Below are 24,974 nucleotides of genomic sequence, written 5' to 3' on the forward strand. Positions count from 1 at the left end.
GGCCCGCCCCACCGCGACCGGCCCGCCCCACCGCGACCGGCCCGCCCCACCGCGACCGGCCCGCCCCACCGCGACCGGCCCGCCCCACCGTCAGTGGTGATGAGCACAACGCTGCGTGGATCGGGCCCTGCTGGATATGGTCCGACGTATGAGTGTCGTAGCTGAGTTGATCCTGGTCCGGCATGGGCAGAGCCTGGCCAATGTGGCCTTTCCGGCGGCCGACGCACGCGGTCTCCTCGACGCCGAGGTCAGTGGGCGCGACGCCGAGGTGCCCCTCACCGAGGTCGGCGAGGCGCAGGCCGCGGCGGTCGGGGCCTGGCTGGCGGCGCTCCCGGCCGAGCAGATCCCGCAGGTCGTCATCACCTCGCCCTACCTGCGGGCGCGGGAGACCTGGCGGCTCGCGGCCGACGCATCCGGCCTCGACCTGCCGAAGCCCGGCACCGACGATCGCCTGGTCGACCGCCTGCTCGGCGACCTGGAGATGCTGACCCGAGCCGCCATCGCCGACCGCTTCCCGAACGAGGCCGCCCGCCGCGCCGAGGCCGGCGAATACCGCTGGACACCGCCCAGCGGCGAATCCTTCGCCGACGTGGAGGCGCGACTAGCGTCGTTCGTCGCCGACCTCAACCGCGACCACGCCGGCGAACGCGTCGTCGTGGTCGCCCACGACGCGGTCGTGCTGATGATGCGCGCGGTCATCCAGGCCCTCGACTGGGATGCGGTCATCGCCATGGAGCGGGCCGAGGGCACAGTCCGCAACGCGTCGATCTCCCAGTTCCTCGACCGGGACGGAAAGCTCGAACTGGTCCGCTACAACGACGTGGACCACCTGCCCTCACTCTGAGGGCTGCCACGCAATCAGCTCGGCCAGCACCGAACGGTCGCCGTCGACCCGCAGGTCGTCGAACGGAACGCGGCCGTAAAGGGCCAGGACCAGGTCGCTGGCCGAGCCGTGCACGGTCGCGACCGGGCCGCCGCTGGTGGGCGGGTCGAGCCGGGCACCCGACGGCGACAGCTCGAGCACCCAGGCCGGGCCCTCGGTCGCGGTGAACGTGATCCGGGCCGGCCGGTGGGGCCACGGACCCGATGCCCCGAGACCGACCTGGATGAACTCGGCGACCCCGTCGACGGCGATCGCGGCCGGCAGCGGCTCGGCCTTGCCCGCCGACTCCTGCGCGTCGTAGGCGTGCACGGCCGCCTCCTGCACCTGGTGCCGGGCGATCGCGCCGGCCGTCAGCGGCGCGTCGGAGGCACCCCACCACGTCCAGGCCGGGCTGTCCGGCCCGGCCGCGGCGAGCGCGTCGATCAGCAGCCGGGTCGACTCGCCGAACCAGGTCAGCAGGTCGCCCTGCGGCGCGAGCTCGCCGCGTCGTTCCTCGCCCGGCGGCCCGGACGGGTCGGCCAGGGTCGTGGCGAGGGCCCAGAAACGCTGGACCCCGCCGATATGGGTGACCAGGTCGCGCAGCGTCCAATCAGGACAGCCGGGGACCCGCGCGGTGAAGTCGGGAGCGGCCGCGGCGGCCTCCCGCAGCACCGTCGAGCGGTCGGCGATCTGGTCCAGGAGCTGCGCAAACGGCGCGGTGTCAGTCATGTGCTGGTTCTACCACCGGGGTACGACAAGAACGCCGGGAGTGGCAGGCCACCCCCGGCGTGAAGAAGAACGGTCAGACGTTGAAGCCGAGGGCGCGGAGCTGGTCGCGGCCCTCGTCGGTGATCTTGTCCGGGCCCCACGGCGGGAGCCACACCCAGTTGATCCGGAAGTCCTGGACCAGGCCGCCGCCGGGGCCGGTGGTCAGCGCCGCCCGGGTCTGCTCCTCGATCACGTCGGTCAGCGGGCAGGCCGCCGACGTCAGCGTCATGTCGATGGTGACCACGTTCTCGTCGTCCACGAACGTGCCGTAGACCAGGCCGAGGTCGACCACGTTGATGCCCAGCTCGGGGTCGACGACGTCCTTCATCGCCTCCTCGACGTCGGCCAGCGACGCCTTCACGACGGGACCCGCGGGAGCATCCGAAGCAACGGGAGCATCCGAAGCGACCGGGGCGGCCTCGGAGACCGCTACCTCGGGGACGTCCTCCGCCGGCGTACCGGAAGCGACGGCCTCGGCCCGCTCGTCGGCCAGCCAGGCCGGAACCTCGTCGACAGTCTTGTGATCAGTCATGCCTTCACCTCCGGGCTCGCGCCCACGTCCACCCCGGCACGCGCAGCCGCGTCCTTGAAAGCCATCCACGGCAGCAGCGCGCACTTCACGCGGGCCGGGAACCTTGCCACCCCGGCGAACGCGACCGCGTCGCCGAGCACGTCCTCGTCCGGTTCGCCCTGGCCGCGCCCCTGCATCAGCTCGACGAACGCCTCGTGAATTCCCGCGATCTCGGCGGACGTCCTACCGACCAGCAACTCGTGCAGGACCGACGCGGACGCCTGGCTGATCGAGCAGCCGAGACCGTCGTAGGAGATGTCCGAGAAGTCGGCGGCGACCCGCACGGTGATCTCGTCGCCGCACGTCGGGTTGACGTGGTGCGCCTCGCCATCGTACGGATCACGCAAGCCCCGCCCGTGCGGATGCTTGTAGTGATCGAGGATGATCTCCTGGTAGAGCGAGTCGAGCATCATCAGCCGAACACCTTCTTCACCTGGTCGAGCCCCTGCGCCAGCGCGTCGATCTCGTCCGTGGTCGTGTAGAGGTAGAACGACGCCCGGGTCATCGCCGGCACCCCGAAGCGCGCGCAGGTCGGCTTGGCGCAATGATGCCCGACCCGCACCTCGACACCCAGAGCGTCCAGGATCTGTCCCACGTCGTGCGGGTGTACCCCGTCGACGGCGAACGACACCGTGCCGCCGCGCCCCTCGGGCGTCGTCGGCCCGAAGATGCGAACGCCCGGAACATCGATCAGCGTCTTGAGGGCGTACGCCGTGATGTCCTGCTCGTGCTGATGGATCTCGGCCATGCCCAGCCCGGTCAGGTAGTCGACGGCGGCGCCGAGCCCGATCGCCTCGGCGATCGGCGGGGTGCCCGCCTCGAACCGGGCCGGCGGCGCGGCGTAGGTGGTGCCGCCCATCGTCACCGTCTCGATCATCGAACCGCCACCGAGGAACGGCGGCATCTTCGCGAGCAGGTCGAACCGGCCCCAGAGCACGCCGATGCCGGTCGGCCCGAGCATCTTGTGCCCGGTGAACGCGATGAAGTCGGCGCCGAGCCCGCGCACGTCGACCGGCAGGTGCGGCACCGACTGCGAGCAGTCGAGGGCGACCAGCGCGCCGACATCGTGCGCCCGGGCGATGATCCCGGAGACGTCGTTGATCGTGCCGAGCGTGTTGGACATGTGCACGACCGACACGAGCCGGGTGCGCTCGTTGATCAGATCGGCGATGCCCGACTCATCGAGCCGGCCGTCGTCGGTGATGCCGAACCACCGCAACGTCGCGCCGGTCCGCTCGCACAGCAGCTGCCAGGGGACGATGTTCGAGTGATGCTCCATCTCGGAGATCACGATCTCGTCGCCCGGCTTGAGCGCCAGCATCTGCCCGGCCGAGTGGGCGATCAGGTTGAGCGCCTCGGTCGAGTTCTTGGTGAAGACGATCTCGTCGGGGGTGCCGGCGTTGATGAAGGCCGCGATCTTGGCGCGGGCCTCCTCGTACGCCGACGTGGCCTCGGTGCCGAGCGTGTGCACCGAGCGGGACACGTTGCCGTTGTGCCGCTCGTTGTGCACGCGCATGGCGTCGAGCACCTGGCGAGGTTTCTGCGAGGTGTTCGCGCTGTCCAGATAGACCAGCGGATGTCCGTTGATCTCCCGCGACAGGATCGGGAAGTCGGCTCGGACCCGGGCCACGTCGAACGTCATCGTTCTGTCCCTCACTGTCAGATTCGCGCGGCCACGTAGCGCTCGTAGCCCTCGGCTTCCAGCTGCTCGGAAAGCTCCGGCCCGCCCTGCTCGACGATCTTGCCGGCCACGAAGACGTGCACGAAGTCCGGCTTGATGTAGCGCAGGATCCGGGTGTAGTGGGTGATCAGCAGCAGGCCGGTCTCGCCGGTCTCGCGGACCCGGTTGACACCCTCGCTGACGATCCGGAGCGCGTCGATGTCGAGGCCGGAGTCGGTCTCGTCGAGGATCGCGACCTTCGGCTTCAGCAGCTCGAGCTGCATGATCTCGTGCCGCTTCTTCTCGCCGCCGGAGAAGCCCTCGTTGACGTTGCGCTGCGCGAACGCCGGGTCCATCTGCAGCTTCTCCATGGCGCCGCGCAGCTCGCCGGCCCAGGTGCGCAGCTTCGGCGCCTCGCCGTCGATCGCGGTCTTCGCGGTGCGCAGGAAGTTCGCCACCGACACGCCCGGCACCTCGACCGGGTACTGCATCGCCAGGAACAGGCCGGCGCGGGCCCGCTCGTCCACGGTCATCGCCAGCACGTCGGCACCGTCCAGGGTGACCGAGCCACCGGTGATCTGGTACTTCGGGTGACCGGCGATGGAGTAGGCCAGGGTCGACTTGCCCGAGCCGTTCGGACCCATGATCGCGTGGGTCTCGCCGGCCTTGACCGTCAGGTCGACACCGGCCAGGATCGGCTTGAGCTCGCCCTCGGGCAGCTTCACCGACACCTGCAGGTCGCGGATCTCCAGGGTGCTCACGGCTTTACTCCATTACTCGGTGTGGTCGAAACGTAGATGTCGCCGTCGCGGATCTCGACGGGGAAGGTCGCCACCGGCTCGGTGGCGGGAAGTCCGCTCGGCGCGCCGGTGCGCAGGTCGAAGCGGGAACCGTGCAGCCAGCACTCGAGCGTGCACCCGTCCACCTCGCCCTCGCTCAGGGCGACCGAGGCGTGACTGCATTCATCGCGTACGGCGTAGAAGTTGTCGTCGTCGGCGTGCACGACGGCCACCTCGACGTCGGCGATCTCCACCTGGATCGCCGTACCCTTTGCGATGTCGGCCGCCGGCCCGACGAGCTCGAAACTCACGAGGCGTACTCCGCCAGCCGAGCCTCGACCGCGTCGCCGAGCCGCTCGCGCAGCTCCTCGACCGGGATCTTGTTGAGCAGCTCGGCGAAGAAGCCGCGAACCACCAGCTTCCGGGCCTCCCCTTCGGGGATGCCGCGGGCCATCAGATAGAACAACTGCTCATCATCGAAGCGTCCGGTCGCGCTCGCGTGCCCGGCGCCGGCGACCTCGCCGGTCTCGATCTCCAGATTGGGTACGGAGTGAGCGATCGCGCCGTCGGTGAGGATCAGGTTGCGGTTGATCTCGTACGTGTCGGTGCCGGTCGCGGTGGCCCGGATCAGCACGTCGCCGACCCAGACCGTCTTCGCCGACGCGCCCTGCAGGGCGCCCCGGTAGCCGACGTAGCTGCGGCAGTCCGGCACGCTGTGGTCGACCAGCTGGCGGTGCTCGAAGTGCTGGCCGGCGTCGGCGAAGTAGAGGCCCCACAGCTCGGCGTCGCCACCACGGCCGGTGTATTCGACGCTGGTGAACTGGCGGACCAGGTCACCACCGAGCGCCACCTGCACGTGCTGCACCCGGGCGTCCTTGCCGACCACGAGCTTGATGTGCTGGGCCTGCACCGCGCCGGCGTCCCACTCGGCCACTGTGACGAACGTCAGCTGCGCGCTGTCGCCGGTGACGACCTCGATGTTGTCGGCGAGGACCGCCGTACCCGTCTGCTCCACAATGATCGTGACCTTGGCGAAGGCACCCACCTTGACCAGCGTCCGGGCCGCGGCGGCATCGCCGCCCTTACCCACCAGGCGCAGCACGACGGCCTCGGCGGGCTCGGTCTCCGGCGCGACCTCGATCAGCGTGACGCCGTCGGCCGAGCCGTAGGCGAGGGCGCTGATCCGGTCGAACGGGGTGAGCACCGCGTCCGCGGAGTCCACATGCGACACCGTCACGCCCGCGGGCAGGTCACCGTGCTCCACCGCGGGCGCGATGCCGCTGAGTGAAGACGCGGTGACCAGGTCACCGAGCCGCTTGAGCGGGGTGAAACGCCACTCCTCCTCCAGCCCGTTGAGGGCCGGGAAGTCGTTGACGTCGAAGGAGCGCAGCACCTGCGACTTGGTGCTGGGCGGCGGTGCGATGGCCTCGGTAGTCATTTCTTCCTTTGATATCCGCGTCTTCGTGGGGCCGGGCCGGGTTGTTAACCCACGGCCCCTTCCATCTGCAGCTCGATCAGCCGGTTCAGCTCCAGGGCGTACTCCATCGGCAGTTCCTTGGCGATCGGCTCGATGAAGCCCCGCACGATCATCGCCATCGCCTCGTCCTCGGTGAGACCGCGGCTCATCAGGTAGAAGAGCTGGTCCTCACTGATCTTGGAGACGGTGGCCTCGTGTCCCATCGACACGTCGTCCTCGCGAATGTCGACATAAGGGTAGGTGTCGGACCGCGAGATCGTGTCGACCAGAAGTGCGTCGCACTTGACCGTGCTCTTCGAGTGCGAAGAGCCTTCCAAAACCTGAACAAGGCCGCGGTACGACGTACGGCCACCGCCGCGCGCGATCGACTTCGACACGATCGTCGACGACGTGTACGGAGCGGCGTGCACCATCTTGGCGCCGGCGTCCTGGTGCTGGCCCTCGCCGGCCATCGCCACGCTCAGGACCTCGCCCTTGGCGTGCGGGCCGGTCATGTAGACGGCGGGGTACTTCATCGTCACCTTGGAGCCGATGTTGCCGTCGATCCACTCCATGGTCGCGCCCTCTTCGCAGGTGGCGCGCTTGGTGACCAGGTTGTAGACGTTGTTCGACCAGTTCTGGATGGTCGTGTAACGGCAGCGGGCGTTCTTCTTCACGATGATCTCGACGACCGCGGAGTGCAGCGAGTCGGACGAGTAGATCGGCGCCGTGCAGCCCTCGACGTAGTGCACGTAGGCACCCTCGTCCACGATGATCAGGGTCCGCTCGAACTGGCCCATGTTCTCCGTGTTGATCCGGAAGTACGCCTGCAGCGGGATCTCCACCTGCACGCCCTTGGGCACGTAGATGAACGAGCCACCCGACCAGACGCTGGTGTTCAGCGCGGCGAACTTGTTGTCGCCGACCGGGATCACCGTGCCGAAATACTCCTTGAAGACGTCCTCGTGCTCCTTCAGAGCCGTGTCGGTGTCGAGGAAGATGACGCCCTGCTCCTCGAGGTCCTCACGGATCTTGTGGTAGACCACCTCGGACTCGTACTGCGCGGCGACACCGGCGACGAGGCGCTGCTTCTCGGCCTCCGGGATGCCCAGCCGGTCGTACGTCGCCTTGATGTCCTCGGGCAGGTCCTCCCACGAAGCGGCCTGCTTCTCGGTGGAGCGCACGAAGTACTTGATGTTCTGGAAGTCGATCCCGGTGAGGTCGGCGCCCCACGACGGCATCGGCTTGCGGTCGAACAGCCGCAGGCCCTTGAGTCGAAGGTCGAGCATCCACTGCGGCTCGTTCTTCAACGCGGAGATGTTGCGCACCACGGCCTCGGACAGACCACGCTGAGCGCCCGAGCCCGCCACGTCGGCGTCGGCCCAGCCGTACTCATACTTGCCCAGGGCGGCGAGGTGCTCTTCCTGAGTAACGATCTGGTCGGTCATGTATCTGTCCTAACCGTGATTGCGTTGCCGGTGGTGACGTTTACGCGCTGCGGGCCCGGGATGTGCGTGGTGCACACCCCGTCGCCGTGCGCGATGGTGGCGAGACGCTGCACGTGGGTGCCGATGAGCCGGGAGATGACCGCGGTCTCGGCGTCGCACAGCTGGGGAAACTCGGCAGCCACGTGGGCCACCGGACAGTGGTGCTGGCACAGCTGGCCGCCGGACGCGATCGTGGACGCGTTGGCAGCGTATCCCTCGGCGGTCAGCACCTCGGCGAGAGCCTCGGCCCGGGCGATCGGGTCGTCGCCGGCCTCGCAGATCGCGGCCCGGCAGCGCTCCTCCAGCGCGGCGACCTGCGCGGCGGCGAACTCGGTGACCGCGCCCGGCCCCTGCCGCTGCGCGATCCAGCGCAGCGCGGCCGTCGCGATGCCGTCGTAGAAGTGCGGGTTGAGATCTTCCCGGGCGGCCGCGGTGAGCACGAACGCCTTGGCCGGCCGGCCCCGCCCGCGCGGGCCCTGGTGCCGGACCTCGCGGGTCTCCACCAGGTCGTCGGCGAGCATCGCGTCGAGGTGCTTACGGATGGCGGCCGGGCTGAGCCCGAGCTGGGCGCCGAGCTCCGCCGCGGTGGCCGCGCCGCGCTTGAGCAACAATTGAGCGACCCGGTCACGGGTGCGACCGTCCGATGCGTTGGCCGGGGCCATCGCATCGCTCTGGATCAACACCTCGTATTTCACTACGCCAACGTTACGTATTTCCGGCGAGGGCTGCAAACCGACTCCCCGGTGATCCGGGCCACCGCCCTCCGGGAGCGCCCGTCTGCCGCCCGGAAGCCCTGCGTACGATGCCAGAGGTGAAGCTTCCCGCGCTGCGCCCGATGGCTCTCGCGTCCCTGATCGCCAACGTCGCGCTGATCGTCACCGGTGCGGCGGTTCGATTGACCGACTCCGGCCTCGGCTGCCCCACCTGGCCCAAATGTACCGACGGGTCGTACACGACGACCCAGGCCATGGGCGTCCACGGGGTCATCGAATTCGGTAACAGGCTGCTGACCTTCGTGCTGGCCGCGATCGCGATCGCCTGCTTCCTCATCGCCCTGCTCGACCGCCCCCGCCGCCGCCGTCAGGTCCGGCTGAGCGCGCTCGTCCTCCTCGGCATCCCTGGGCAGGGCGTGGTCGGGGGCATCACGGTGCTGACCCACCTCAACCCGTGGGTGGTCGGCCTGCACTTCCTGCTGTCGATGGCGCTGATCGTCGCCGCCTACGCCCTGTGGCGAAGCACCGCCGAGGGCGACGGCACTCCGGTCCGCCTGGTCCCCGCTCCGCTGCGGCACCTGACCGCCCTGATGGTGCTGTCCAGCGCGGCCGTGGTCGTGCTCGGCGTGATCGTGACGGGCAGCGGCCCGCACTCCGGCGACAACGGCGCCAAGCGCAACGGCCTGGACCAGGCGAACATCTCCCAGGCCCACGCCGACCTGGTCTTCCTGCTGGTCGGCCTGACCGCGGCCCTCTACTTCGCGTTCCGCGCCGTCGATGCCCCCGGCCCCGCCCGAGCCGCCCTGACCCTGCTGGTGATCGAGCTGGCCCAGGGCCTGATCGGCTTCGTCCAGTACTTCACCCACCTGCCGGTGGCCCTGGTCGCCGCCCACATGCTCGGCGCCGCCCTGGTCTGGACCGGCACCCTGGCCGTCCTGTGGTCGATCCGGGAGCGCCCGATCGAGGCCACCCCCGACGCCCCCGCCACCGACGAGCCCACCCCGGCTCAGCAGCCGGTCCCCGCCACCTCCGCCTAGCCGCCACCTCCTGGCCGCCGGCCACGGTCCTGCTGGCCGCCGGCCACGGTCCTGCTAGCCGCCGGCCACGATCCGGCGGTAGAGGTCGAACGCCGGCTTGCGCACGTAGTAGTCGGTGACCAGCCCGAGCGCGCCCACCGCCTCGCCGCCGCCGGTGTCCGCGTCCCGCAACGCGAACAGTTCGTAGACCGCGATGTTCAGCGCCGCCTCCTGCTCCCGCACAACCGCCAGCATCGTTGCGAGCGAGGCCACCTGGTCCCGCCCCGCCAGGCTCGGCGACCCGTTCTCGGCGACGTGGATCGGCGTCGTGGCCGGAATCCCGGCCACGACCAGGCTGTGCTCCCGCAGATGCCGCAGCGCGTGCTCGGTCATCGCCCGCACCCCGGCGACCGGCACCGGCGGCCCGAACGCGTCCGGATAGAGCCCCAGCCCCACGTAGTCGACGACGCCCCCGAGATCGGCCTCCCCCAGCCGCCGCCAGAACTCCGCGTCCCCGCCGAGCCACTCGGCCGGCTCGGCCACCGAGAACCCGACCCGGACGTCACCGTGCCCGCGCGCGTCCAGCGCCCGGCGCGCGTGCGGCAGCCCGTCGATGAGCGCCGCCATCACGCCCGGCGAACTGCCGTCGATGAGCGGGATCGGAAAGTTCGGTTCGAGCGTGACCTGGAGGTAGCGGGTGATGCCCGCATACCGCTCGATGACCCGGTCGAGGAAGCCGAGCCACCCCGGAAGGTCCGCCACCGCCGGGATGTAGCTGACGACCAAGTCGAGCTCACGCCCACCGGACACATACCAGTCGTCCGGCATGGTCAGCCCGTCCAACTCCCCCGCCGCGCCGATCGACGCCACGACCGCCGGGTCCGGCCGGGCCCCGAGAAAGTGCACATACTCCCGGACCACGAACGGCCCGCCGCCCCCGAGCTCACCCACCAGCGCGCCTACGCGCCCCGGATCCGATTCTCGAGAGCAGGTGACGCCGGCCCGCCCACCCGGATAGATCCCGAACTTCACGACCCCGACCCGCCCCCGGCCCCCGCCCCCGCCCCGGCCCCCAACTCCCCGCTCCCCAGTTCCCCGCTCCCCACTTCCCCGCCACTGCCGGTTGCGCCCGGCCACGCCAGGTCGCCGCTCTCGACGCGCCTGGCCACCGCCGTGAGCCAGGCGATCTCGTTGCTCAGCACCGTCCGCCAGTAGGCGACCTCGATCATCTGGATCTCGGCGAGTCCTGGCGGGTCCGGCGGCAGGCCGTCGTGATCCCGGCGCAACCGCTCGATCCGCGCGCCGAGCACGCCCGCCGCCACCACGCGCGGCAGCACGCCCAGGTAGGCCAGCGCGGTCAGGAACCCGGTCGAGGCCGGTAGGCCGTCCCGCAGGCCCTCCTCCACGCGCTCCCGGAACAGCGCCAGCCCGGGCGGCGCGAGCTCGTAGACGGTCCGGGCCGGTCTGCGGCCCACCCGCTCCGGGTCGCGGCCCCGCGTCAGGCCGGCGTCGGTCAGGGACTTCAGCAGGGTCGTGACGCTGCTGCGCGTCACGGCCAGCTGCGGATAGCGCCCGGCCAGCCGGACCGCCACGTCGTAGGCGTGGGCCGGCTGCTCGACCAGCAACCCCAGCATCGGCAGGACCAGCCCGTTCCGCGTCGCATCCGAAGGCATGCGACGAAGCCTATAGGCGTATACGTCTAAGCGGCAACCTCCGGCCGGCCCGGCACTGGCGTGACCGGGAGTGTTGGACGACCGGACGTCGCCTGGTCGGGGCGACGAACGGCACTTCCCGGATGCCGGGCCGGCGGAGGTGCCGGCGGCCGCCCTGGGAGACGTGCGAGGCGGCCGCCACGCTCTAGTCCGCGGCTGTCGTGAGGCCTCACTCCTTTCTGGGCCCGCCGCCGCGCGCTACGGCGACGGGCTCTGCTGCGGATGGACAGTGGCCATGGCACTCGTTGCGCCGGCGGGTGGCCGGCCACCCGCTGACGAACTGGACTCAGCCTGCCGGGCGGCGGCGATCAATGCGGAAGAAGTTTGTGGCCTGTGGATAACACGCCGCTCATCCACAGGGGCCGATCACCGAGGAGCAGGTCACGGCGTTGCGCAGGCCACCGAAAACCACCGGCCTCGTCGGCCGCGAAACACCATCGCGAGTAGAACGGTGACGCCGCCGGGCCGCGATGACAGCGCAAAAAACCCGCGCCGTGGGGGGCGCGGGTTTCGCGTGACGGCCGGGACGGGCGGCGGCTGGAGTGGCGGGTGACGGGCGGCGGGGCAGTCGCGCGAGAGGCGCGCTGCGGCCTCGCCATGCAGTTGGTCGCGCTGGGAGGCGGGGGCGGCCATGGTTCGGCGGGACGGTGCTCGCCGCGTACGTGAAGGAAAGGGGTTGGTCAGAGGCGGGCGATGATTGCCTCGGCCAGGCGGGTGGCGGCGGACGGGGCCGTCAGCAGGAACAGGGACGGTTCCGTCAGCTCCAGCTCGACCAGCAACGGGGTGCCGTCGGGGCCGGGGATCACGTCGATCCGGGCGTAGAGCAAGTTCGGGAAGCGGGACGGGATCGCGGCCAGGACCTTCGACGCCGTCTCCAACTCGTCGGGGGACGGAGTGCGGGCGCTGATGTCCTCGCTGCCGGGGTCGATCGCGCCGCCGCCGGTCGCGGTGAGCATGGGGCCCTTGCGCGCCGCGTGACTGAACGTGAGCTTGCCGGACGCGTCCGGGAAGTAGAGGAGCGCCGTCTCGCCGGCGGTGTCCACGGCGGAGAGGTACGGCTGGATCATCGCGGTGCGGCCGGCCGCGGTCAGCCGGGCCACATGCGCCTCGGCCGCGGCGAGCTGGGCCGGCAGCGCGTACCGGCCGGTGTCCTGGCTTCCGGCGCTGATGGTCGGCTTGACCACCCACTCGCCGTCGGACGGTGGATTCCAGACCTCACCGGGCCCCACATAGGTCGTCGGCGTGATCGGCACGCCCGCGGCCGCCAGCTCGTGCAGGTAGCGCTTGTCGGTGTTCCACTCGACCACCGGCGCGGGGTTGAGCAGGCGGGGGACCTTGTAGGCCCAGGCCACGAAGTCGTCGCGGCGGGCCACGTAGTCCCATGGGGAGCGAAGGATCGCGGCGTCGTAGGACGGCCAGTCGGCCGCCATGTCGTCCCAGCGGACCACATCGACGGTCACGCCCCGGGCGCGAAGGGCGTCGCGCAGCGGGAAGTCGTCGTCCCAGAGGGACGGGAAGAGGTGGCAGGTAATGAGAGCGACCCGGGAGGACTCCCGGGTCGCTTCGGCAGTGGTGGACGTAGACAAGATCAGCGGGCCATGCTCCGGCGCGACATCGAGCGCCACAGGTCGTTGCTGGGGCGCATCTGATCCAACAGCTCGCGCTCCCACTCGTTCTCCACCTCGACGCCGGCGCTCTCACACGCCTGACGAGCGATGTCGGTGCCGTCGGCGAACTGGTCGGACCACTCGCCGTCCTGGCCGACGAGAACGATGCGGGCACCACGCTTGCCGACGTACTCGATGACCGCCTTGGCGCCGCCGTGGCCGGCAGCGAAGGATTTGATCCCCGCGGTCAATGTCGTATCGGAACCTTGAGCCATGTCCCGCAGCCTAGGCACGTTCCCTGTGGAAGCAACCACCGGCTGTTGCATTTTGTGACGACAATAACCAGGACGTTTACCTGGTGGACTCATTGGTATGGGCCAATTTCGCCCGAATTGCCCGCATCAACGGGTTTCCATCGATGGAGTGACCAGCCGTAACCTTTAAAACGGTCATTTCGCTCAGATGAGCGCATCCACCGCGACGGCGATGAAGAGGATCGTCAGGTACGTGATGGACCAGTGGAACAACCGCATCGGCTTCGCCGGGCCGCCCTTGCGGGTCCGGTTCACCAAGAGGAAGGCCTCGCCGAGGAACAAGGCACCCGTGACGATCGCGGTGATGCCGTAGATCGGGCCGAGACCGAGCGGCCAGGCGGCCAGCGAGGCCACCACGGTGAGCACGGTGTAGAGCACGATCTCGAAGTTCACCCGGCCCACCGAGCGGACCACCGGGAGCATCGGGATGCCGGCGCGGGCGTAATCGTCCTTGTACTTGATGGCGAGCGCGTAGAAGTGCGGCATCTGCCAAAAGAAGACAACTGCGAAAAGCGCCCATCCCAGCGGCGCCACGCCACCGGTCACGGCCGCCCAGCCGATGATCACCGGGGCCGCTCCGCAGATGCCGCCCCAGAACGTGTTGGCCGGCGTGCGCCGCTTCAGCCAGAGCGTGTAGACCACGTCGTAGTAGAAGATGGCGGCCGCGGTGAGCGCGGTGGCGAGCCAGTTGGTGAAGACCGCCATCAGCGCGACCGAGATCACCGCGAGCGTCAACCCGAAGATCAGCACGGCCCGCGGCGTCACGCTGTGTGCGGGCAGCGGGCGCCGCTTGGTGCGCCGCATCAGCTCGTCGATGTCGCGGTCGATGTAGCAGTTCAGCGCGCTGGCCGCACCGCCCGCGAGGGCTCCGCCGATCAGCACGACGGCGAGAGTGCGCAGGTCGGGCCAGCCGCCGGCGGCGAGCATCAGCGCCGGGACCGTGGTCACCAGGAGCAGTTCGACGATCTGCGGCTTGGTCAGCGCCAGATAGGCGCGGAACACGGAGATCGGATCGCGACGGGTCGCGGTGCGAGCCGCAGCAGCGGTGCGCTCCCCGACGCCGGGCGCCCGTCCGGGGACGGGACGCTCGGTGATCATGCTCACGGACTGCCACCTTCCGGCATCGGCACTAGCCAACTAACGACCGTTGCCGGCGCCAGCCGGCGGCACGCTGGGACAGCCTACGCTCAGCCGAATGTGCTGCTCCGGCGACCCAGCGCCGGTGCAAGCCGTCACATGCGGCATGTCCGCTCTCAGCGTATGGGCCTGAGGCGTTCCCCCGACGCAGGTTTACCGCAAGTGGATAGGGTCAACCCATAAAAGGGTTCCTAATCCATGCCCCGAGGAGCTAAACCGACGTGGCTGCCACAGATCCTGCTCTCAATTGGTCCGACCTCGACCGCAAAGCGGTGGACACCGTCCGGGTGCTGGCCATGGATGCCGTCGAGAAGAGCGGCAACGGCCATCCAGGGACCGCGATGAGTCTCGCCCCGGCCGCATACCTGCTGTTCAACCGGGTCATGCGGCACGACCCCACCGATCCCCTGTGGGCCGGGCGGGACCGCTTCGTTCTCTCCTGTGGGCACTCCAGCCTCACCCTCTACATTCAGCTCTACCTGGCCGGCTACAGCCTCTCGCTGGACGACCTGAAGTCGTTGCGCCAGTGGGACTCGCTGACCCCCGGCCACCCCGAGTACGGCCACACCTCCGGTGTCGAGATCACCACCGGCCCGCTCGGCCAGGGCATCGGCAACGCGGTCGGCATGGCGATGGCCGCCCGCCGCGAGCGCGGCCTGTTCGACCCGGAGGCCGGCGACGGTGACTCCGTGTTCGACCACCAGGTTTACGCGCTGTGTTCGGACGGCGATATCGAAGAGGGCGTCAGCCACGAGTCGAGCGCCATCGCCGGCGTGCAGAAGCTCGGCAACCTCACGGTGATCTACGACGACAACGAGATCTCCATCGAGGACGACACCCGGATCGCCAAGAACGAGGACGTCGGCGCGCGCTACGCCGCCTACGGCTGGGACGTCCGGCACATCGACTGGCGCAAGGGCGACCCGGCCAAGGGCGACTACCACGAGGACGTCGAGGCGCTCTACAAGGCGATCCAGGCCGGGCACAAGGTGACCGACAAGCCGACGTTCATCGTCCTCAAGACGATCATCGGCTGGCCGGCCCCCAACAAGCAGAACACCGGCAAGATCCACGGCTCGGCGCTGGGCGCCGACGAGGTCGCCGCCACCAAGAAGGTCCTCGGCCTGGACCCGAACGTGTCGTTCGCGGTCGACGCCGAGGTGCTCGCGCACGCCCAGTCGGTGTCCGAGCGCGGCCGCGCGGCGCACGCCGAGTGGCAGACGGCCTTCGACGCGTGGGCCACGGCCAACGCGGACGCCAAGAAGCTGTTCGACCGGGTCGAGGCCCGCGAGCTGCCGGCCGGCTGGTTCGACTCGGTGCCGGTGTTCCCCGCCGACGACAAGGGCATCGCGACCCGGGCCGCGTCCGGCAAGGTGCTCGACGCGCTCGCGCCGGTGCTGCCCGAGCTGTGGGGCGGCTCGGCCGACCTGGCCGAGAGCAACAACACCACCATGAAGGGCGAGCCGTCCTTCATCCCGGCGGAGTACGCCACCAAGGCGTTCCCCGGCAACGAGTACGGCCGGACGCTGCACTTCGGCATCCGCGAGCACGGCATGGGCTCGATCCTCAACGGCATCACCGTGCACGGCGGCACCCGCGTCTACGGCGGCACGTTCCTGGTCTTCAGCGACTACATGCGCGGCGCCGTCCGGCTGTCCGCGCTGATGAAGCTGCCGGTCGTCTACGTGTGGACGCACGACTCGATCGGTCTCGGCGAGGACGGCCCGACGCACCAGCCGATCGAGACGGTCTCCGCGCTGCGCGCGATCGTCGGCCTCGACGTGGTCCGCCCGGCCGACGCCAACGAGACGGCGTGGGCCTGGCGCGGCGCGCTCGAGCACACCGACCGGCCGACCGCGCTCGCGCTGTCCCGGCAGAACCTCCCGACCGTCGACCGCAGCAAGTACGCGTCGGCCGAGGGCACCCTCAAGGGCGGCTACATCCTGTCCGAGGCGTCCGGCGGCAAGCCGTCGGTGATCCTGATCGGCACCGGCTCCGAGGTTCAGTACTGCCTCACCGCGCAGGAGCGGCTGGAGGCCGCGGGCACCCCGACCCGGGTCGTGTCGATGCCCTGCCAGGAATGGTTCTACGAGCAGCCGGAGGCGTACCAGCAGGAAGTCCTGCCACGTGGCGTCAAGGCGCGGGTAACCGTCGAGGCCGGTATCCGGATGAGCTGGGACCGCATCCTGGGAGATGCGGGCGAGCCGGTCAGCATCGAGCACTACGGCGCCAGCGCGCCCGCGAAGATCCTCTTCGAGCAGTTCGGGTTCACCGCGGACAACGTGGTGGCCAAGGCCAATGCCTCCCTGGCAAAGGTCGGCGAGATCACCGGCCACACAACCGGAAACTGATCTTCACCGTATTTACGGGGTGAGGAAAAGGAGTCAATGAAATGACCGACAGGCTGGCCGAGCTCTCCGCGCAGGGTGTGGCGGTATGGCTCGACGATCTCTCCCGAGTCCGCCTGACCAGTGGCTCACTCGACAAGATGCGCCGCGAGCAGCACGTGGTCGGCGTTACCACGAACCCGAGCATCTTCCAGAAGGCTCTGTCCGACGCGGACGCCTACGACGAGCAGCTGCGGGATCTGGCGGCGCAGAAGGTCACGGTCGAGGAGGCCGTGCGCCTGATGACCGCCAAGGACGTCCGGGCCGCGTGTGACGTGATGCGCCCTGCCTACGACGCCTCCAAGGGCATCGACGGCCGGGTCTCCATCGAGGTCGACCCGCGCAAGGCGCACGAGACCGAGAGCACCGTGGCCGAGGCCAAGACGCTCTGGTGGCTCGTCGACCGGGAAAACCTGTACATCAAGATCCCGGCGACCCTCGCGGGCCTGCCGGCGATCACGGCGACCCTGGCCGCCGGCATCAGCGTCAACGTGACGCTGATCTTCTCGCTGGACCGCTACCGCGCGGTCATGGAGGCGTTCCTGGCCGGCCTGGAGCAGGCCAAGCTCAACGGCCACGACCTCGCCAAGATCGGCTCGGTGGCGTCGTTCTTCGTCTCCCGGGTCGACAGCGAGGTGGACAAGCGGCTCGACAAGATCGGCAGCGACGAGGCCAAGTCCCTCAAGGGCAAGGCCGCGATCGCCAACGCGCAGCTGGCCTACGAGGCGTACACCGAGGTGTTCGGCACCGACCGGTGGAAGGCCCTGGCCGGCGCCGGCGCGCACCCGCAGCGTCCGCTGTGGGCGTCGACCTCGACGAAGAGCCCCGAGTTCAAGGACACGATCTACGTCGAGGAGCTGATCGCCCCCGGGACGGTCAACACCATGCCGGAGTCCGTGATCTTCGCGTACGAGGACCACGGTGACACCCGTGGCGACACCGTCACCGGCTCGTTCGCCGACGCCAAGAAGGTCCTGACCGACCTGGCCGGCGTGGGCATCGACTTCGCCGACGTCGTCAAGGTCCTCGAGGACGAGGGCGTCGACAAGTTCGAGGTCGCCTGGAAGGAACTGCTGGAAAACGCGGCCAAGCAGCTGAAGGCCGCGGGCGCCTGATTTCACGCCGGGGCCCGTCGAACACGGGCCCCGGCCCACGACATAACTGGCAGGATGGACCACGTGGGCAATCCGCTGCGTACCGCACAGGACCGCAGGCTCCCGCGCATCCCGGAGCCCTGTGCTCTGGTGATCTTCGGAGTCACCGGTGACCTGTCCCGAAAGAAGCTCATCCCGGCCGTCTACGACCTGGCCAACCGCGGTCTCCTGCCGCCCGGTTTCGTGGTGCTGGGCTTCGCCCGCCGCGACTGGGGTGACGGTGACTTCGAGTCCCTGGCGCTGGAAGCGGCGAAGAAGGGCGCCCGGACCCCGTGGCGCGAGGATGTCTGGCAGCGTCTGGCCAGCCAGTTCCAGTTCGTGCCCGGTTCGTTCGACGACGACGCCGCGTTCGACAGCCTGGCCGAGACCCTCGACGACCTGCGTCAGCGCAACGGCATCCCGGGCAACGCCGCCTTCTACTTCTCCATCCCGCCGGCCGCGTTCCCGCTGGTGCTCAACCAGCTGGCCCGCACCGGGATGGCCGACAACGCCAAGTCCGGCGGCTGGCGGCGGGTCGTGGTGGAGAAGCCGTTCGGCAACGACCTGCAGACCGCGATCGCGCTGAACCAGCTGGTCGACGAGGTCTTCACGCCGGAGGACGTCTACCGGATCGACCACTACCTGGGCAAGGAGACGGTCCAGAACATCCTGGCCCTGCGCTTCGCGAACAGCCTGTTCGAGCCGGTGTGGAACTCGAAGTACGTGGACAGTGTGCAGATCACCATGGCCGAGGATGTCGGCATCGGCAGCCGGGCCGCGTTCTACGACGCGTCCGGCGCCGCCCGCGACGTCCTGCAGAACCACCTGCTGCAGTTGCTCGCGCTGGTCGCGATGGAGGAGCCGACGAGCTTCGACCCCAATGACGTACGCGCCGAGAAGCTCAAGGTCCTGAAGGCGATCGCGATCCCGAAGGACATCACCACCGGTTCCGTGCGGGGTCAGTATCTTCCGGGCTGGGTCGCGGGCGAACGCGCCGTGGGCTACCTGGAGGAGAAGAACATCCCGGCCGACTCCACCACGGAGACGTACGCCGCGGTCCGCCTCGGCATTCAGAACCGCCGCTGGGCCGAGGTCCCGTTCTACGTGCGGGTCGGCAAGCGGATGCCGCGCCGGGTCACCGAGATCGCGATCCTGTTCAAGCGCGCGCCGCACCTGCCGTTCGACCCGGCCGACGTCGAGATGCTCGGCCACAACCAGCTGGTCATCCGGGTCCAGCCGGACGAGGGCGTGGTGCTGAAGTTCGGTTCCAAGGTCCCCGGCACCACCATGGAGGTCCGCGACATCGCGATGGACTTCCAGTACGGCGAGGCGTTCACCGAGTCCAGCCCGGAGGCGTACGAACGTCTCGTGCTGGACGTCCTGGTCGGCGACCGGACGCTGTTCCCGGACGCCGCCGAGATCGAGCAGTCCTGGCAGGTCATCGACCCGCTCGAGGCCGCCTGGGCGGACACCACGCCGGAGCCGTACCGCGCCGGCGAGTGGGGCCCGCGCGCATCCGACGACATGCTCGGCCGTGAGGGCCGCGCTTGGCGGCGTGCCTGATGGATAGGGGAACGAAGTGATCGGCCTTTGGGACACTACGGGTAACGAAGTAGTCAAGGCCCTCGCCGCCGAGCGGCGCAGTGCCGGCGGTGTGGCCTCCGGCCTCGCGCTGACCCTGGTCGCCGTGGTCGAGGAGAAGAAGGTCCGGGAGGCCGAGGCCGCCGCGACCATCGCCGCCGCCGCGCACCCCTGCCGGCTGCTCATCGTGGTCCGCTCCGACCTGGAGGGTCGCAGCCGCCTCGACGCGGAAATCGTCGTCGGCGGCCGGCTCGGCCCGGCCGAGGCGGTCGTCATGCGGATGTACGGCCGTCTCGCGCTGCACGCCGAGTCGGTCGTCATGCCGCTGCTCGCCCCGGACGTCCCGGTGGTCACCTGGTGGCACGAGGATCCGCCGGACATGATCGCCAACGACTTCCTCGGCGTCGTCGCCGACCGGCGGATCACCGACTCGGCGCAGGCGCACGACCCGGTGGCCGCGCTGAAGCAGCGGGCGGTCGACTACGCACCCGGCGACACCGACCTCACCTGGACCCGCATCACGCTGTGGCGCACCCTGGTGGCCGGCGCGTTCGACACCACCGACGAGCGGGTCACCGGCGCCACCATCGTCGCGCCGCCGAAGGACCCGACCGCCTGGCTGATGAAGGGCTGGCTGCAGTCGCGCCTCGGCATCGTGCCGGCGATGGAGTCCACCGACCGCTCCCCGCGGATGCACTCGGTGGAGCTGCAGTGCGCCAACGGCGACTGCGTCCGGGTCACCCGCGAGGAGAACACGGCGCTGTTCAGCCGCACCGGCCAGGAAGACCGCTACATGCCGCTGCCGAAGCGGCCGGTCGGTGACGAGCTGGCCGAGGAGCTGCGCCGGCTCGACGCCGACCAGATCTACTCGGAGGCCCTCGGTGCCATGGCCGGCGCCACCGGCCTCGACCACCGGGCGCCCATGCGGGTGCACGTCTGGAAGGACCCGGCCCTCGCCGCCCGCGCGGAGGAGACGGCCGGAGCGATGGCCGGTCCCGGCGGCACCGCCGCCTGACCCCGACAAACAAGCAGGGCCGCCCGCCGACACGGTGGGCGGCCCTACGTCTTAGGAGGCGTACGTGAGCAAGACCCTGGTCGTGGTGGTACCCGACGCCGACGTCCTCGCCGCCACCGTCGCGTCCCGCCTGGTCGCGAAGATCGTCGACGCGCAGGCGGACCGCGGCACGGCGAGCGTCGTCCTGACCGGCGGCCGGATCGCCGCGAAGGTCCTGGGCACCGTCAAGGACCTGCCGGCCGCGGCCGCGATCGACTGGTCGCACGTCGACCTGTGGTGGGGCGACGAGCGGTTCCTGCCGGCCGGCGACGCCGACCGCAACGAGACCCAGGCCCGGGCCGCGCTGCTCGACGCGCTGCCGCTGGACCCGGCGCGGGTGCACGCCATGCCGGCCGACAGCGGCCAGGGCGTGGCGGCCGCCGCCGCGGCCTACGCGGCCGAGCTGGGCGACCCGCTGCCGCCGTTCGACGTGCTCATGCTGGGCGTCGGCGAGGACGGCCATGTGGCGTCGCTCTTCCCCGACCACCCGGTGCTGAACGAGACGAGCACGACGACGGCGTCCGTCGAGGACAGCCCGAAGCCGCCGCCGAACCGGGTCACGCTGACCATGCCGACGATCCAGACCGCCGACGAGGTGTGGCTGATCGCCGCCGGGCCGGACAAGACCGTCTCGGTCGGTGCGGCCCTGGGCGGCGACAGGAGCAAGCCCGCCGCCCACGCCACCGGCGTCAGCCGCACCTACTGGCTGCTCGACCGGGCCGCGGCGGCCGACGTCAAGAAATAGCTACTCGCCGCGGCGCTGGCGCACCTTGGCCAGGGCCTCGGCGAGGATCTTCGCGCCGTCCTCGTCGCTGCGGCGCTCCTTGACGTACGCCAGATGCGACTTGTACGGCTCGGCGCGCAGCCGGCCCGGCGGGTTCTCCCCGTCGAGGCCGGCGGGCTGGCCGCAGCGCGGGCAGTCCCAGTTGTCCGGCGCCGGGGCTTCGGCCGAGAATTTGATCTCGCTGGCGTGACCGGCTGCGCAGAAGTAGGTCACCTCCCGGCGCGGGGCGGGCTCGCTGCGCTCGTCGGGACGCATCGGGCTGGACCCGACACGGCTGCCGCGGATCGCACTGCCACTGGACACGGATGCCACTCCTGTCTCGAGGCGCTAGTTGAAGTCAGCCAGAAATATGGCCGTAATATGGCAAAAGAAACGCCGCGCGCCCGGCAGAACCGGACGCGCGGCAGATTCTACGACTATTGGTTCCGCTCAGGAAGCAGCAGGCAGGGCCAGTCGCAGCCACAGCCCCAGACCGACGATGCACGCGAACCAGATGATGCCCACCAGCACGGTGTATCGGTCGAGGTTTTTCTCCGCCACCGAGGAACCGGCCAGGCTGGAGGTGACGCCACCGCCGAACATGCTCGACATGCCGCCGCCCTTGCCGCGGTGCAGCAGGATCAGCAGGGTCAGCAGAACACTGGTGATCACCAGCAACACGATCAACGTGTACGCAAACCACATCGGCATGATCGGGTCATTCCTCTCGAAGGACAGACAGCCAGCCAACAATAGCGGGTGCCCGGTCGCATGTTGCGACCGGGCACGCGCGTTGTTTCAGCGGGCTACGTGCTCCCGAAACCGCACGATGGAGGTGAACTCCTCCGCGTCCAGCGCGGCGCCGCCGACCAGTACACCGTCGACATCAGGCTGCGCCATGATCGAGGCGATATTGGCGGCCTTCACTGAACCGCCGTACTGGATGCGCACGGCCTCGCCGACCTCGGCGCCGTACTTCTCCGCGATCGCGGCGCGCAGGGCCTTGCAGACCTCCTGCGCGTCGTCCGGGGTCGCGGTCTTGCCGGTGCCGATCGCCCAGACCGGCTCGTACGCCACGACGACCTGCTTGACCTGCTCCGGCTTGAGCCCGGCAAGGCCGGCCAGAGCCTGGCTGGTGCAGTGCGCGACGTGCGTGCCCTCCTCGCGGGTCACCAGGCCCTCGCCCACGCACAGGATCGGCGTGATCTCGTTCGCGAAGGCCGCCTTCACCTTCGCGTTGACCAGAGCGTCGTCCTCGTCGTGGTACTCGCGGCGCTCGGAGTGCCCGGCCAGCACATAGGAGCAACCCAGCTTGGACAGCATCGCGCCGGAGATCTCCCCGGTGTACGCGCCGCTCTTGTGCTGGGAGATGTCCTGCGCGCCGTACGCGAGGAGCAGCTTGTCGCCGTCGATCGCCGTCTGCACGCTGCGCAGGTCGGTGAACGGCGGCACGACGACCACCTCGACGTCGGTGAGCTGCTTCTCGTTGAGGCCGGCGGCCAGCTTCTGCACAAGGAGGATGGCCTCGAGGTGGTTGAGGTTCATCTTCCAGTTGCCGGCCACGATCGGGCGGCGGGGGGTCGGGTCGGTCATCTACTTCTCACTTCTCCAGGGCTTCGACGCCGGGAAGCTTCTTGCCCTCGAGGTACTCCAGCGAGGCGCCGCCGCCGGTCGAGATGTGCCCGAACGCCGACTCGTCGATGCCGAGCGTGCGCACGGCCGCGGCCGAGTCACCGCCGCCGACCACCGAGAAGCCGTCGATCTTGGTGATGGCCTCGGCGACGCCCCGGGTGCCGGCCGCGAACGGCGCCAGCTCGAAGACGCCCATCGGGCCGTTCCAGAAGACGGTCTTCGCGGACGCGATCGCCTCGGCGAACAGCGCGACCGACTTCGGCCCGATGTCCAGCCCGAGCCGGTCGGCCGGGATGTCCGCGATGTCGACGACATCGTGTGCGGCGTCCGCCGAGAACTCGCTCGCGGCCACCACGTCGACCGGAAGAACGATCCGGCCGTCCGCCTCCGCCAGCAGCGCGGAACAGGTGTCGATCATCTCGGCCTCGAGCAGCGACTTGCCGACCTCGTGCCCCTGAGCCTTCAGGAACGTGAAGCACATGCCGCCGCCGACGAGCAGCTTGTCGACCTTCGGCAGCAGCGCCTTGATCACGGCGAGCTTGTCGGAGACCTTCGAACCGCCGAGCACCACGACGTACGGCTGCTCGGGGCTCTCGCTGACCCGCCGCAGGACCTCGACCTCTTTCAGGACGAGACCACCGGCGTAGTGCGGGAGAACGGCCGGCACGTCGTACACCGAGGCGTGCTTGCGGTGCACCGCACCGAAAGCGTCATCGACGTAGAAATCGGCATATGACGCCAGCTGAGCGGCAAAAGCCGCACGGTCCGCGTCGTCCTTCGAGGTCTCACCGGCGTTGAAGCGCAGGTTCTCCAGCAGGAGCACGTCACCGTCGGAAAGCGCCGCAACCTTGGCCGCGGCATCCTCCCCGACCGTGTCGGAGGCGAAAGCCACCGGCGAACCGAGCAGCTCACCCAGGCGGGTGGCGACGGGCGCGAGGGTGTACTTCGGGTCCGGCGCGCCCTTCGGGCGGCCGAGGTGGGACATCACGATGACGCGGGCACCCGCGTCACGCAGGGCGACCAGCGTCGGCAGCACCGCGCGGGCGCGGCCGTCGTCGCTGATGACACCCGGATTTGCCTTGTCGAACGGGACGTTCAGGTCGGCGCGCACGAGCACGCGCCGACCCGAGACACCCTCGCCGAGCAGGTCGTCGAGAGTCTTCACGATTCGTCAGCCAACCAGCTTGACCAGGTCGACGAGGCGGTTCGAGTAGCCCCACTCGTTGTCGTACCAGCCGACGACCTTGACCTGGTTGCCGATCACCTTGGTGAGGCCGGCGTCGAAGATGCAGGACGCCGGGTCGGTGACGATGTCCGACGACACGATCGGGTCCTCGGTGTAGACCAGGATGCCCTTGAGCGGGCCGTCCGCGGCCGCCTTGATCGCCTGGTTGACCTCGTCGACCGAGGTCTCCTTGCCGGCGGTGAAGGTCAGGTCGGTGGCCGAGCCGGTCGGGATCGGCACCCGCAGCGCGAAGCCGTCCAGCTTGCCCTTGAGCTCCGGCAGCACCAGGCTGACGGCCTTGGCGGCACCGGTCGAGGTCGGCACGATGTTGAGGGCGGCGGCGCGGGCGCGACGCAGGTCCTTGTGCGGGCCGTCCTGCAGGTTCTGGTCCTGGGTGTAGGCGTGGATCGTGGTCATCAGGCCACGCTCGATGCCGACCGTGTCGTTGAGGACCTTGGCCATCGGCGCCAGGCAGTTGGTGGTGCAGGACGCGTTCGAGATGACCGTGTGCTTCGCACCGTCGTACAGGTTGTCGTTGACCCCGATGACGATGGTGATGTCCTCGTTCTTGGCCGGGGCCGAGATGATGACCTTCTTCGCACCGTTGTCGACGTGCACCCTGGCCTTGTTGGCGTCGGTGAAGAAGCCGGTCGACTCGATGACCACGTCCGCGCCGACGTCACCCCACTTGAGGTTGGCCGGGTCACGGTCGGCGAACGCCTTGAAGGTCTTGCCACCGACGGTGATCTCGTCGGCGGTGGCCTTTACCTCCTGGCCCAGACGACCCAGGATCGAGTCGTACTTGAGCAGGTGCGCCAGCGTGTTGTTGTCGGTCAGGTCGTTCACGGCGACGATCTCGATGTCCGCGCCGGAGGCCTGAACGGCCCGGAAGAAGTTACGACCGATTCGGCCGAAGCCGTTGATGCCAACCCGGATGGTCACAGGTGGATCTCCTCGTTTCGGTCCGCCGGATTTCGTCGACCGGCGGAGGGGTCTGCACGCCGAACTGGAACTGGTCCGGCAAGGGGCGTCCGGCCACCGCGCTGAGTGAGAAATGCGCCGCACCGAACTGGCGGCGTCACAGCGCGGCCGGCCGAGCTGCCGGCACCGTCGCCGT

26 protein-coding genes are annotated in these 24,974 nt (G+C 69.6%); 7 read left to right on the plus strand and 19 right to left on the minus strand.

The annotated features are described in order from the left end of the window. Positions 1–148: 148 nt before the first annotated feature. On the plus strand, positions 149–844 hold the full coding sequence (locus tag Adu01nite_RS23065) for a histidine phosphatase family protein (protein WP_203729102.1): 696 nt from the start codon (positions 149–151) through the stop codon (positions 842–844). On the opposite strand, the gene Adu01nite_RS23070 is transcribed toward Adu01nite_RS23065, so the two are convergent. From Adu01nite_RS23070 to Adu01nite_RS23110, 9 genes are all read right to left on the minus strand, one after another. Then, entirely contained in the window at positions 836–1,591 is a 756-nt protein-coding gene (locus tag Adu01nite_RS23070) for a maleylpyruvate isomerase family mycothiol-dependent enzyme (RefSeq protein ID WP_203729104.1), read from the minus strand. The genes Adu01nite_RS23065 and Adu01nite_RS23070 overlap by 9 nt on opposite strands. 73 nt (positions 1,592–1,664) lie before the next feature. Then, positions 1,665–2,162 (minus strand): metal-sulfur cluster assembly factor, encoded by a 498-nt coding sequence (locus tag Adu01nite_RS23075; protein WP_203729106.1) that lies wholly within the window; start codon positions 2,160–2,162, stop codon positions 1,665–1,667. Beyond that, positions 2,159–2,614, minus strand: coding sequence for a Fe-S cluster assembly sulfur transfer protein SufU (sufU, locus tag Adu01nite_RS23080; RefSeq protein ID WP_203729108.1), 456 nt, complete (start codon positions 2,612–2,614; stop codon positions 2,159–2,161). Before sufU ends, Adu01nite_RS23075 begins: the two co-directional genes overlap by 4 nt. Continuing rightward, entirely contained in the window at positions 2,614–3,843 is a 1,230-nt protein-coding gene (locus Adu01nite_RS23085; protein WP_203729110.1) for a cysteine desulfurase, read from the minus strand. Before Adu01nite_RS23085 ends, sufU begins: the two co-directional genes overlap by 1 nt. 17 nt (positions 3,844–3,860) lie before the next feature. Next, positions 3,861–4,622, minus strand: a complete 762-nt coding sequence (gene sufC, locus Adu01nite_RS23090) for a Fe-S cluster assembly ATPase SufC (protein ID WP_203729112.1) — start codon at positions 4,620–4,622, stop codon at positions 3,861–3,863. Next, complete coding sequence (locus Adu01nite_RS23095; protein ID WP_203729114.1) at positions 4,619–4,951, minus strand: non-heme iron oxygenase ferredoxin subunit; 333 nt, start codon at positions 4,949–4,951, stop codon at positions 4,619–4,621. Before Adu01nite_RS23095 ends, sufC begins: the two co-directional genes overlap by 4 nt. Next, entirely contained in the window at positions 4,948–6,078 is a 1,131-nt protein-coding gene (gene sufD / locus Adu01nite_RS23100; protein ID WP_203729116.1) for a Fe-S cluster assembly protein SufD, read from the minus strand. The genes Adu01nite_RS23095 and sufD overlap by 4 nt, the downstream gene beginning before the upstream one ends. 44 nt (positions 6,079–6,122) lie before the next feature. Then, complete coding sequence (gene sufB, locus Adu01nite_RS23105; RefSeq protein ID WP_203729118.1) at positions 6,123–7,544, minus strand: Fe-S cluster assembly protein SufB; 1,422 nt, start codon at positions 7,542–7,544, stop codon at positions 6,123–6,125. Continuing rightward, positions 7,541–8,245, minus strand: a complete 705-nt coding sequence (locus tag Adu01nite_RS23110) for a helix-turn-helix transcriptional regulator (RefSeq protein WP_203729220.1) — start codon at positions 8,243–8,245, stop codon at positions 7,541–7,543. Before Adu01nite_RS23110 ends, sufB begins: the two co-directional genes overlap by 4 nt. A gap of 173 nt (positions 8,246–8,418) precedes the next feature. Here Adu01nite_RS23110 and Adu01nite_RS23115 point away from each other — a divergent pair, with 173 nt between their 5' ends. After that, entirely contained in the window at positions 8,419–9,333 is a 915-nt protein-coding gene (locus tag Adu01nite_RS23115) for a COX15/CtaA family protein (RefSeq protein WP_203729222.1), read from the plus strand. A gap of 54 nt (positions 9,334–9,387) precedes the next feature. Here the strand turns inward: Adu01nite_RS23115 and Adu01nite_RS23120 are convergent, their stop codons facing one another. The 5 genes from Adu01nite_RS23120 to Adu01nite_RS23140 all read right to left on the minus strand — a co-directional run bounded on the left by Adu01nite_RS23120 (position 9,388) and on the right by Adu01nite_RS23140 (position 14,049). Continuing rightward, complete coding sequence (locus Adu01nite_RS23120; protein WP_203729120.1) at positions 9,388–10,263, minus strand: hypothetical protein; 876 nt, start codon at positions 10,261–10,263, stop codon at positions 9,388–9,390. Between the two features lie 77 nt (positions 10,264–10,340). Continuing rightward, the gene (locus Adu01nite_RS23125) at positions 10,341–10,985 is read right to left on the minus strand and encodes a PadR family transcriptional regulator (RefSeq protein WP_203729122.1); all 645 of its coding nucleotides are present in this window, start codon (positions 10,983–10,985) and stop codon (positions 10,341–10,343) included. A 719-nt stretch (positions 10,986–11,704) separates the two neighbouring features. Next, entirely contained in the window at positions 11,705–12,613 is a 909-nt protein-coding gene (locus Adu01nite_RS23130) for an ATP-grasp domain-containing protein (protein WP_203729224.1), read from the minus strand. Beyond that, complete coding sequence (locus Adu01nite_RS23135; protein WP_203729124.1) at positions 12,613–12,906, minus strand: hypothetical protein; 294 nt, start codon at positions 12,904–12,906, stop codon at positions 12,613–12,615. Before Adu01nite_RS23135 ends, Adu01nite_RS23130 begins: the two co-directional genes overlap by 1 nt. Positions 12,907–13,089: 183 nt before the next feature. Beyond that, complete coding sequence (locus Adu01nite_RS23140) at positions 13,090–14,049, minus strand: heme o synthase (RefSeq protein ID WP_379127964.1); 960 nt, start codon at positions 14,047–14,049, stop codon at positions 13,090–13,092. A gap of 254 nt (positions 14,050–14,303) precedes the next feature. Here Adu01nite_RS23140 and tkt point away from each other — a divergent pair, with 254 nt between their 5' ends. The 5 genes from tkt (at position 14,304) to pgl (ending at position 20,982) form a co-directional block, all read left to right on the plus strand. Then, on the plus strand, positions 14,304–16,433 hold the full coding sequence (gene tkt / locus Adu01nite_RS23145; protein WP_203729126.1) for a transketolase: 2,130 nt from the start codon (positions 14,304–14,306) through the stop codon (positions 16,431–16,433). 41 nt (positions 16,434–16,474) lie between these two features. Further along, complete coding sequence (gene tal / locus Adu01nite_RS23150) at positions 16,475–17,584, plus strand: transaldolase (protein WP_203729128.1); 1,110 nt, start codon at positions 16,475–16,477, stop codon at positions 17,582–17,584. A gap of 63 nt (positions 17,585–17,647) precedes the next feature. Then, positions 17,648–19,165, plus strand: a complete 1,518-nt coding sequence (gene zwf, locus Adu01nite_RS23155) for a glucose-6-phosphate dehydrogenase (RefSeq protein WP_344520056.1) — start codon at positions 17,648–17,650, stop codon at positions 19,163–19,165. Positions 19,166–19,181: 16 nt separating this feature from the next. Further along, positions 19,182–20,198 carry a glucose-6-phosphate dehydrogenase assembly protein OpcA gene (locus Adu01nite_RS23160; RefSeq protein ID WP_203729132.1) on the plus strand — a complete coding sequence of 339 codons (1,017 nt, stop codon included), beginning with the start codon at positions 19,182–19,184 and terminating at the stop codon, positions 20,196–20,198. Positions 20,199–20,262: 64 nt separating this feature from the next. Then, entirely contained in the window at positions 20,263–20,982 is a 720-nt protein-coding gene (gene pgl, locus Adu01nite_RS23165) for a 6-phosphogluconolactonase (protein WP_203729134.1), read from the plus strand. On the opposite strand, the gene Adu01nite_RS23170 is transcribed toward pgl, so the two are convergent. The 5 genes from Adu01nite_RS23170 to gap all read right to left on the minus strand — a co-directional run bounded on the left by Adu01nite_RS23170 (position 20,983) and on the right by gap (position 24,799). Further along, positions 20,983–21,324, minus strand: a complete 342-nt coding sequence (locus Adu01nite_RS23170) for an RNA polymerase-binding protein RbpA (protein ID WP_203729136.1) — start codon at positions 21,322–21,324, stop codon at positions 20,983–20,985. Positions 21,325–21,450: 126 nt separating this feature from the next. After that, complete coding sequence (gene secG, locus Adu01nite_RS23175) at positions 21,451–21,711, minus strand: preprotein translocase subunit SecG (protein WP_203729138.1); 261 nt, start codon at positions 21,709–21,711, stop codon at positions 21,451–21,453. Between the two features lie 87 nt (positions 21,712–21,798). Next, positions 21,799–22,593 (minus strand): triose-phosphate isomerase, encoded by a 795-nt coding sequence (gene tpiA / locus Adu01nite_RS23180; protein WP_203729139.1) that lies wholly within the window; start codon positions 22,591–22,593, stop codon positions 21,799–21,801. A gap of 7 nt (positions 22,594–22,600) precedes the next feature. Beyond that, positions 22,601–23,797: a phosphoglycerate kinase gene (locus Adu01nite_RS23185; RefSeq protein ID WP_203729140.1), complete on the minus strand. Its 1,197-nt coding sequence runs from the start codon at positions 23,795–23,797 to the stop codon at positions 22,601–22,603. A gap of 6 nt (positions 23,798–23,803) precedes the next feature. Then, positions 23,804–24,799: a type I glyceraldehyde-3-phosphate dehydrogenase gene (gene gap, locus Adu01nite_RS23190; RefSeq protein WP_203729142.1), complete on the minus strand. Its 996-nt coding sequence runs from the start codon at positions 24,797–24,799 to the stop codon at positions 23,804–23,806. Between the last annotated feature and the right edge of the window lie 175 nt (positions 24,800–24,974).

The organism is Paractinoplanes durhamensis, from assembly GCF_016862175.1.
Lineage (GTDB): Bacteria > Actinomycetota > Actinomycetes > Mycobacteriales > Micromonosporaceae > Actinoplanes > Actinoplanes durhamensis.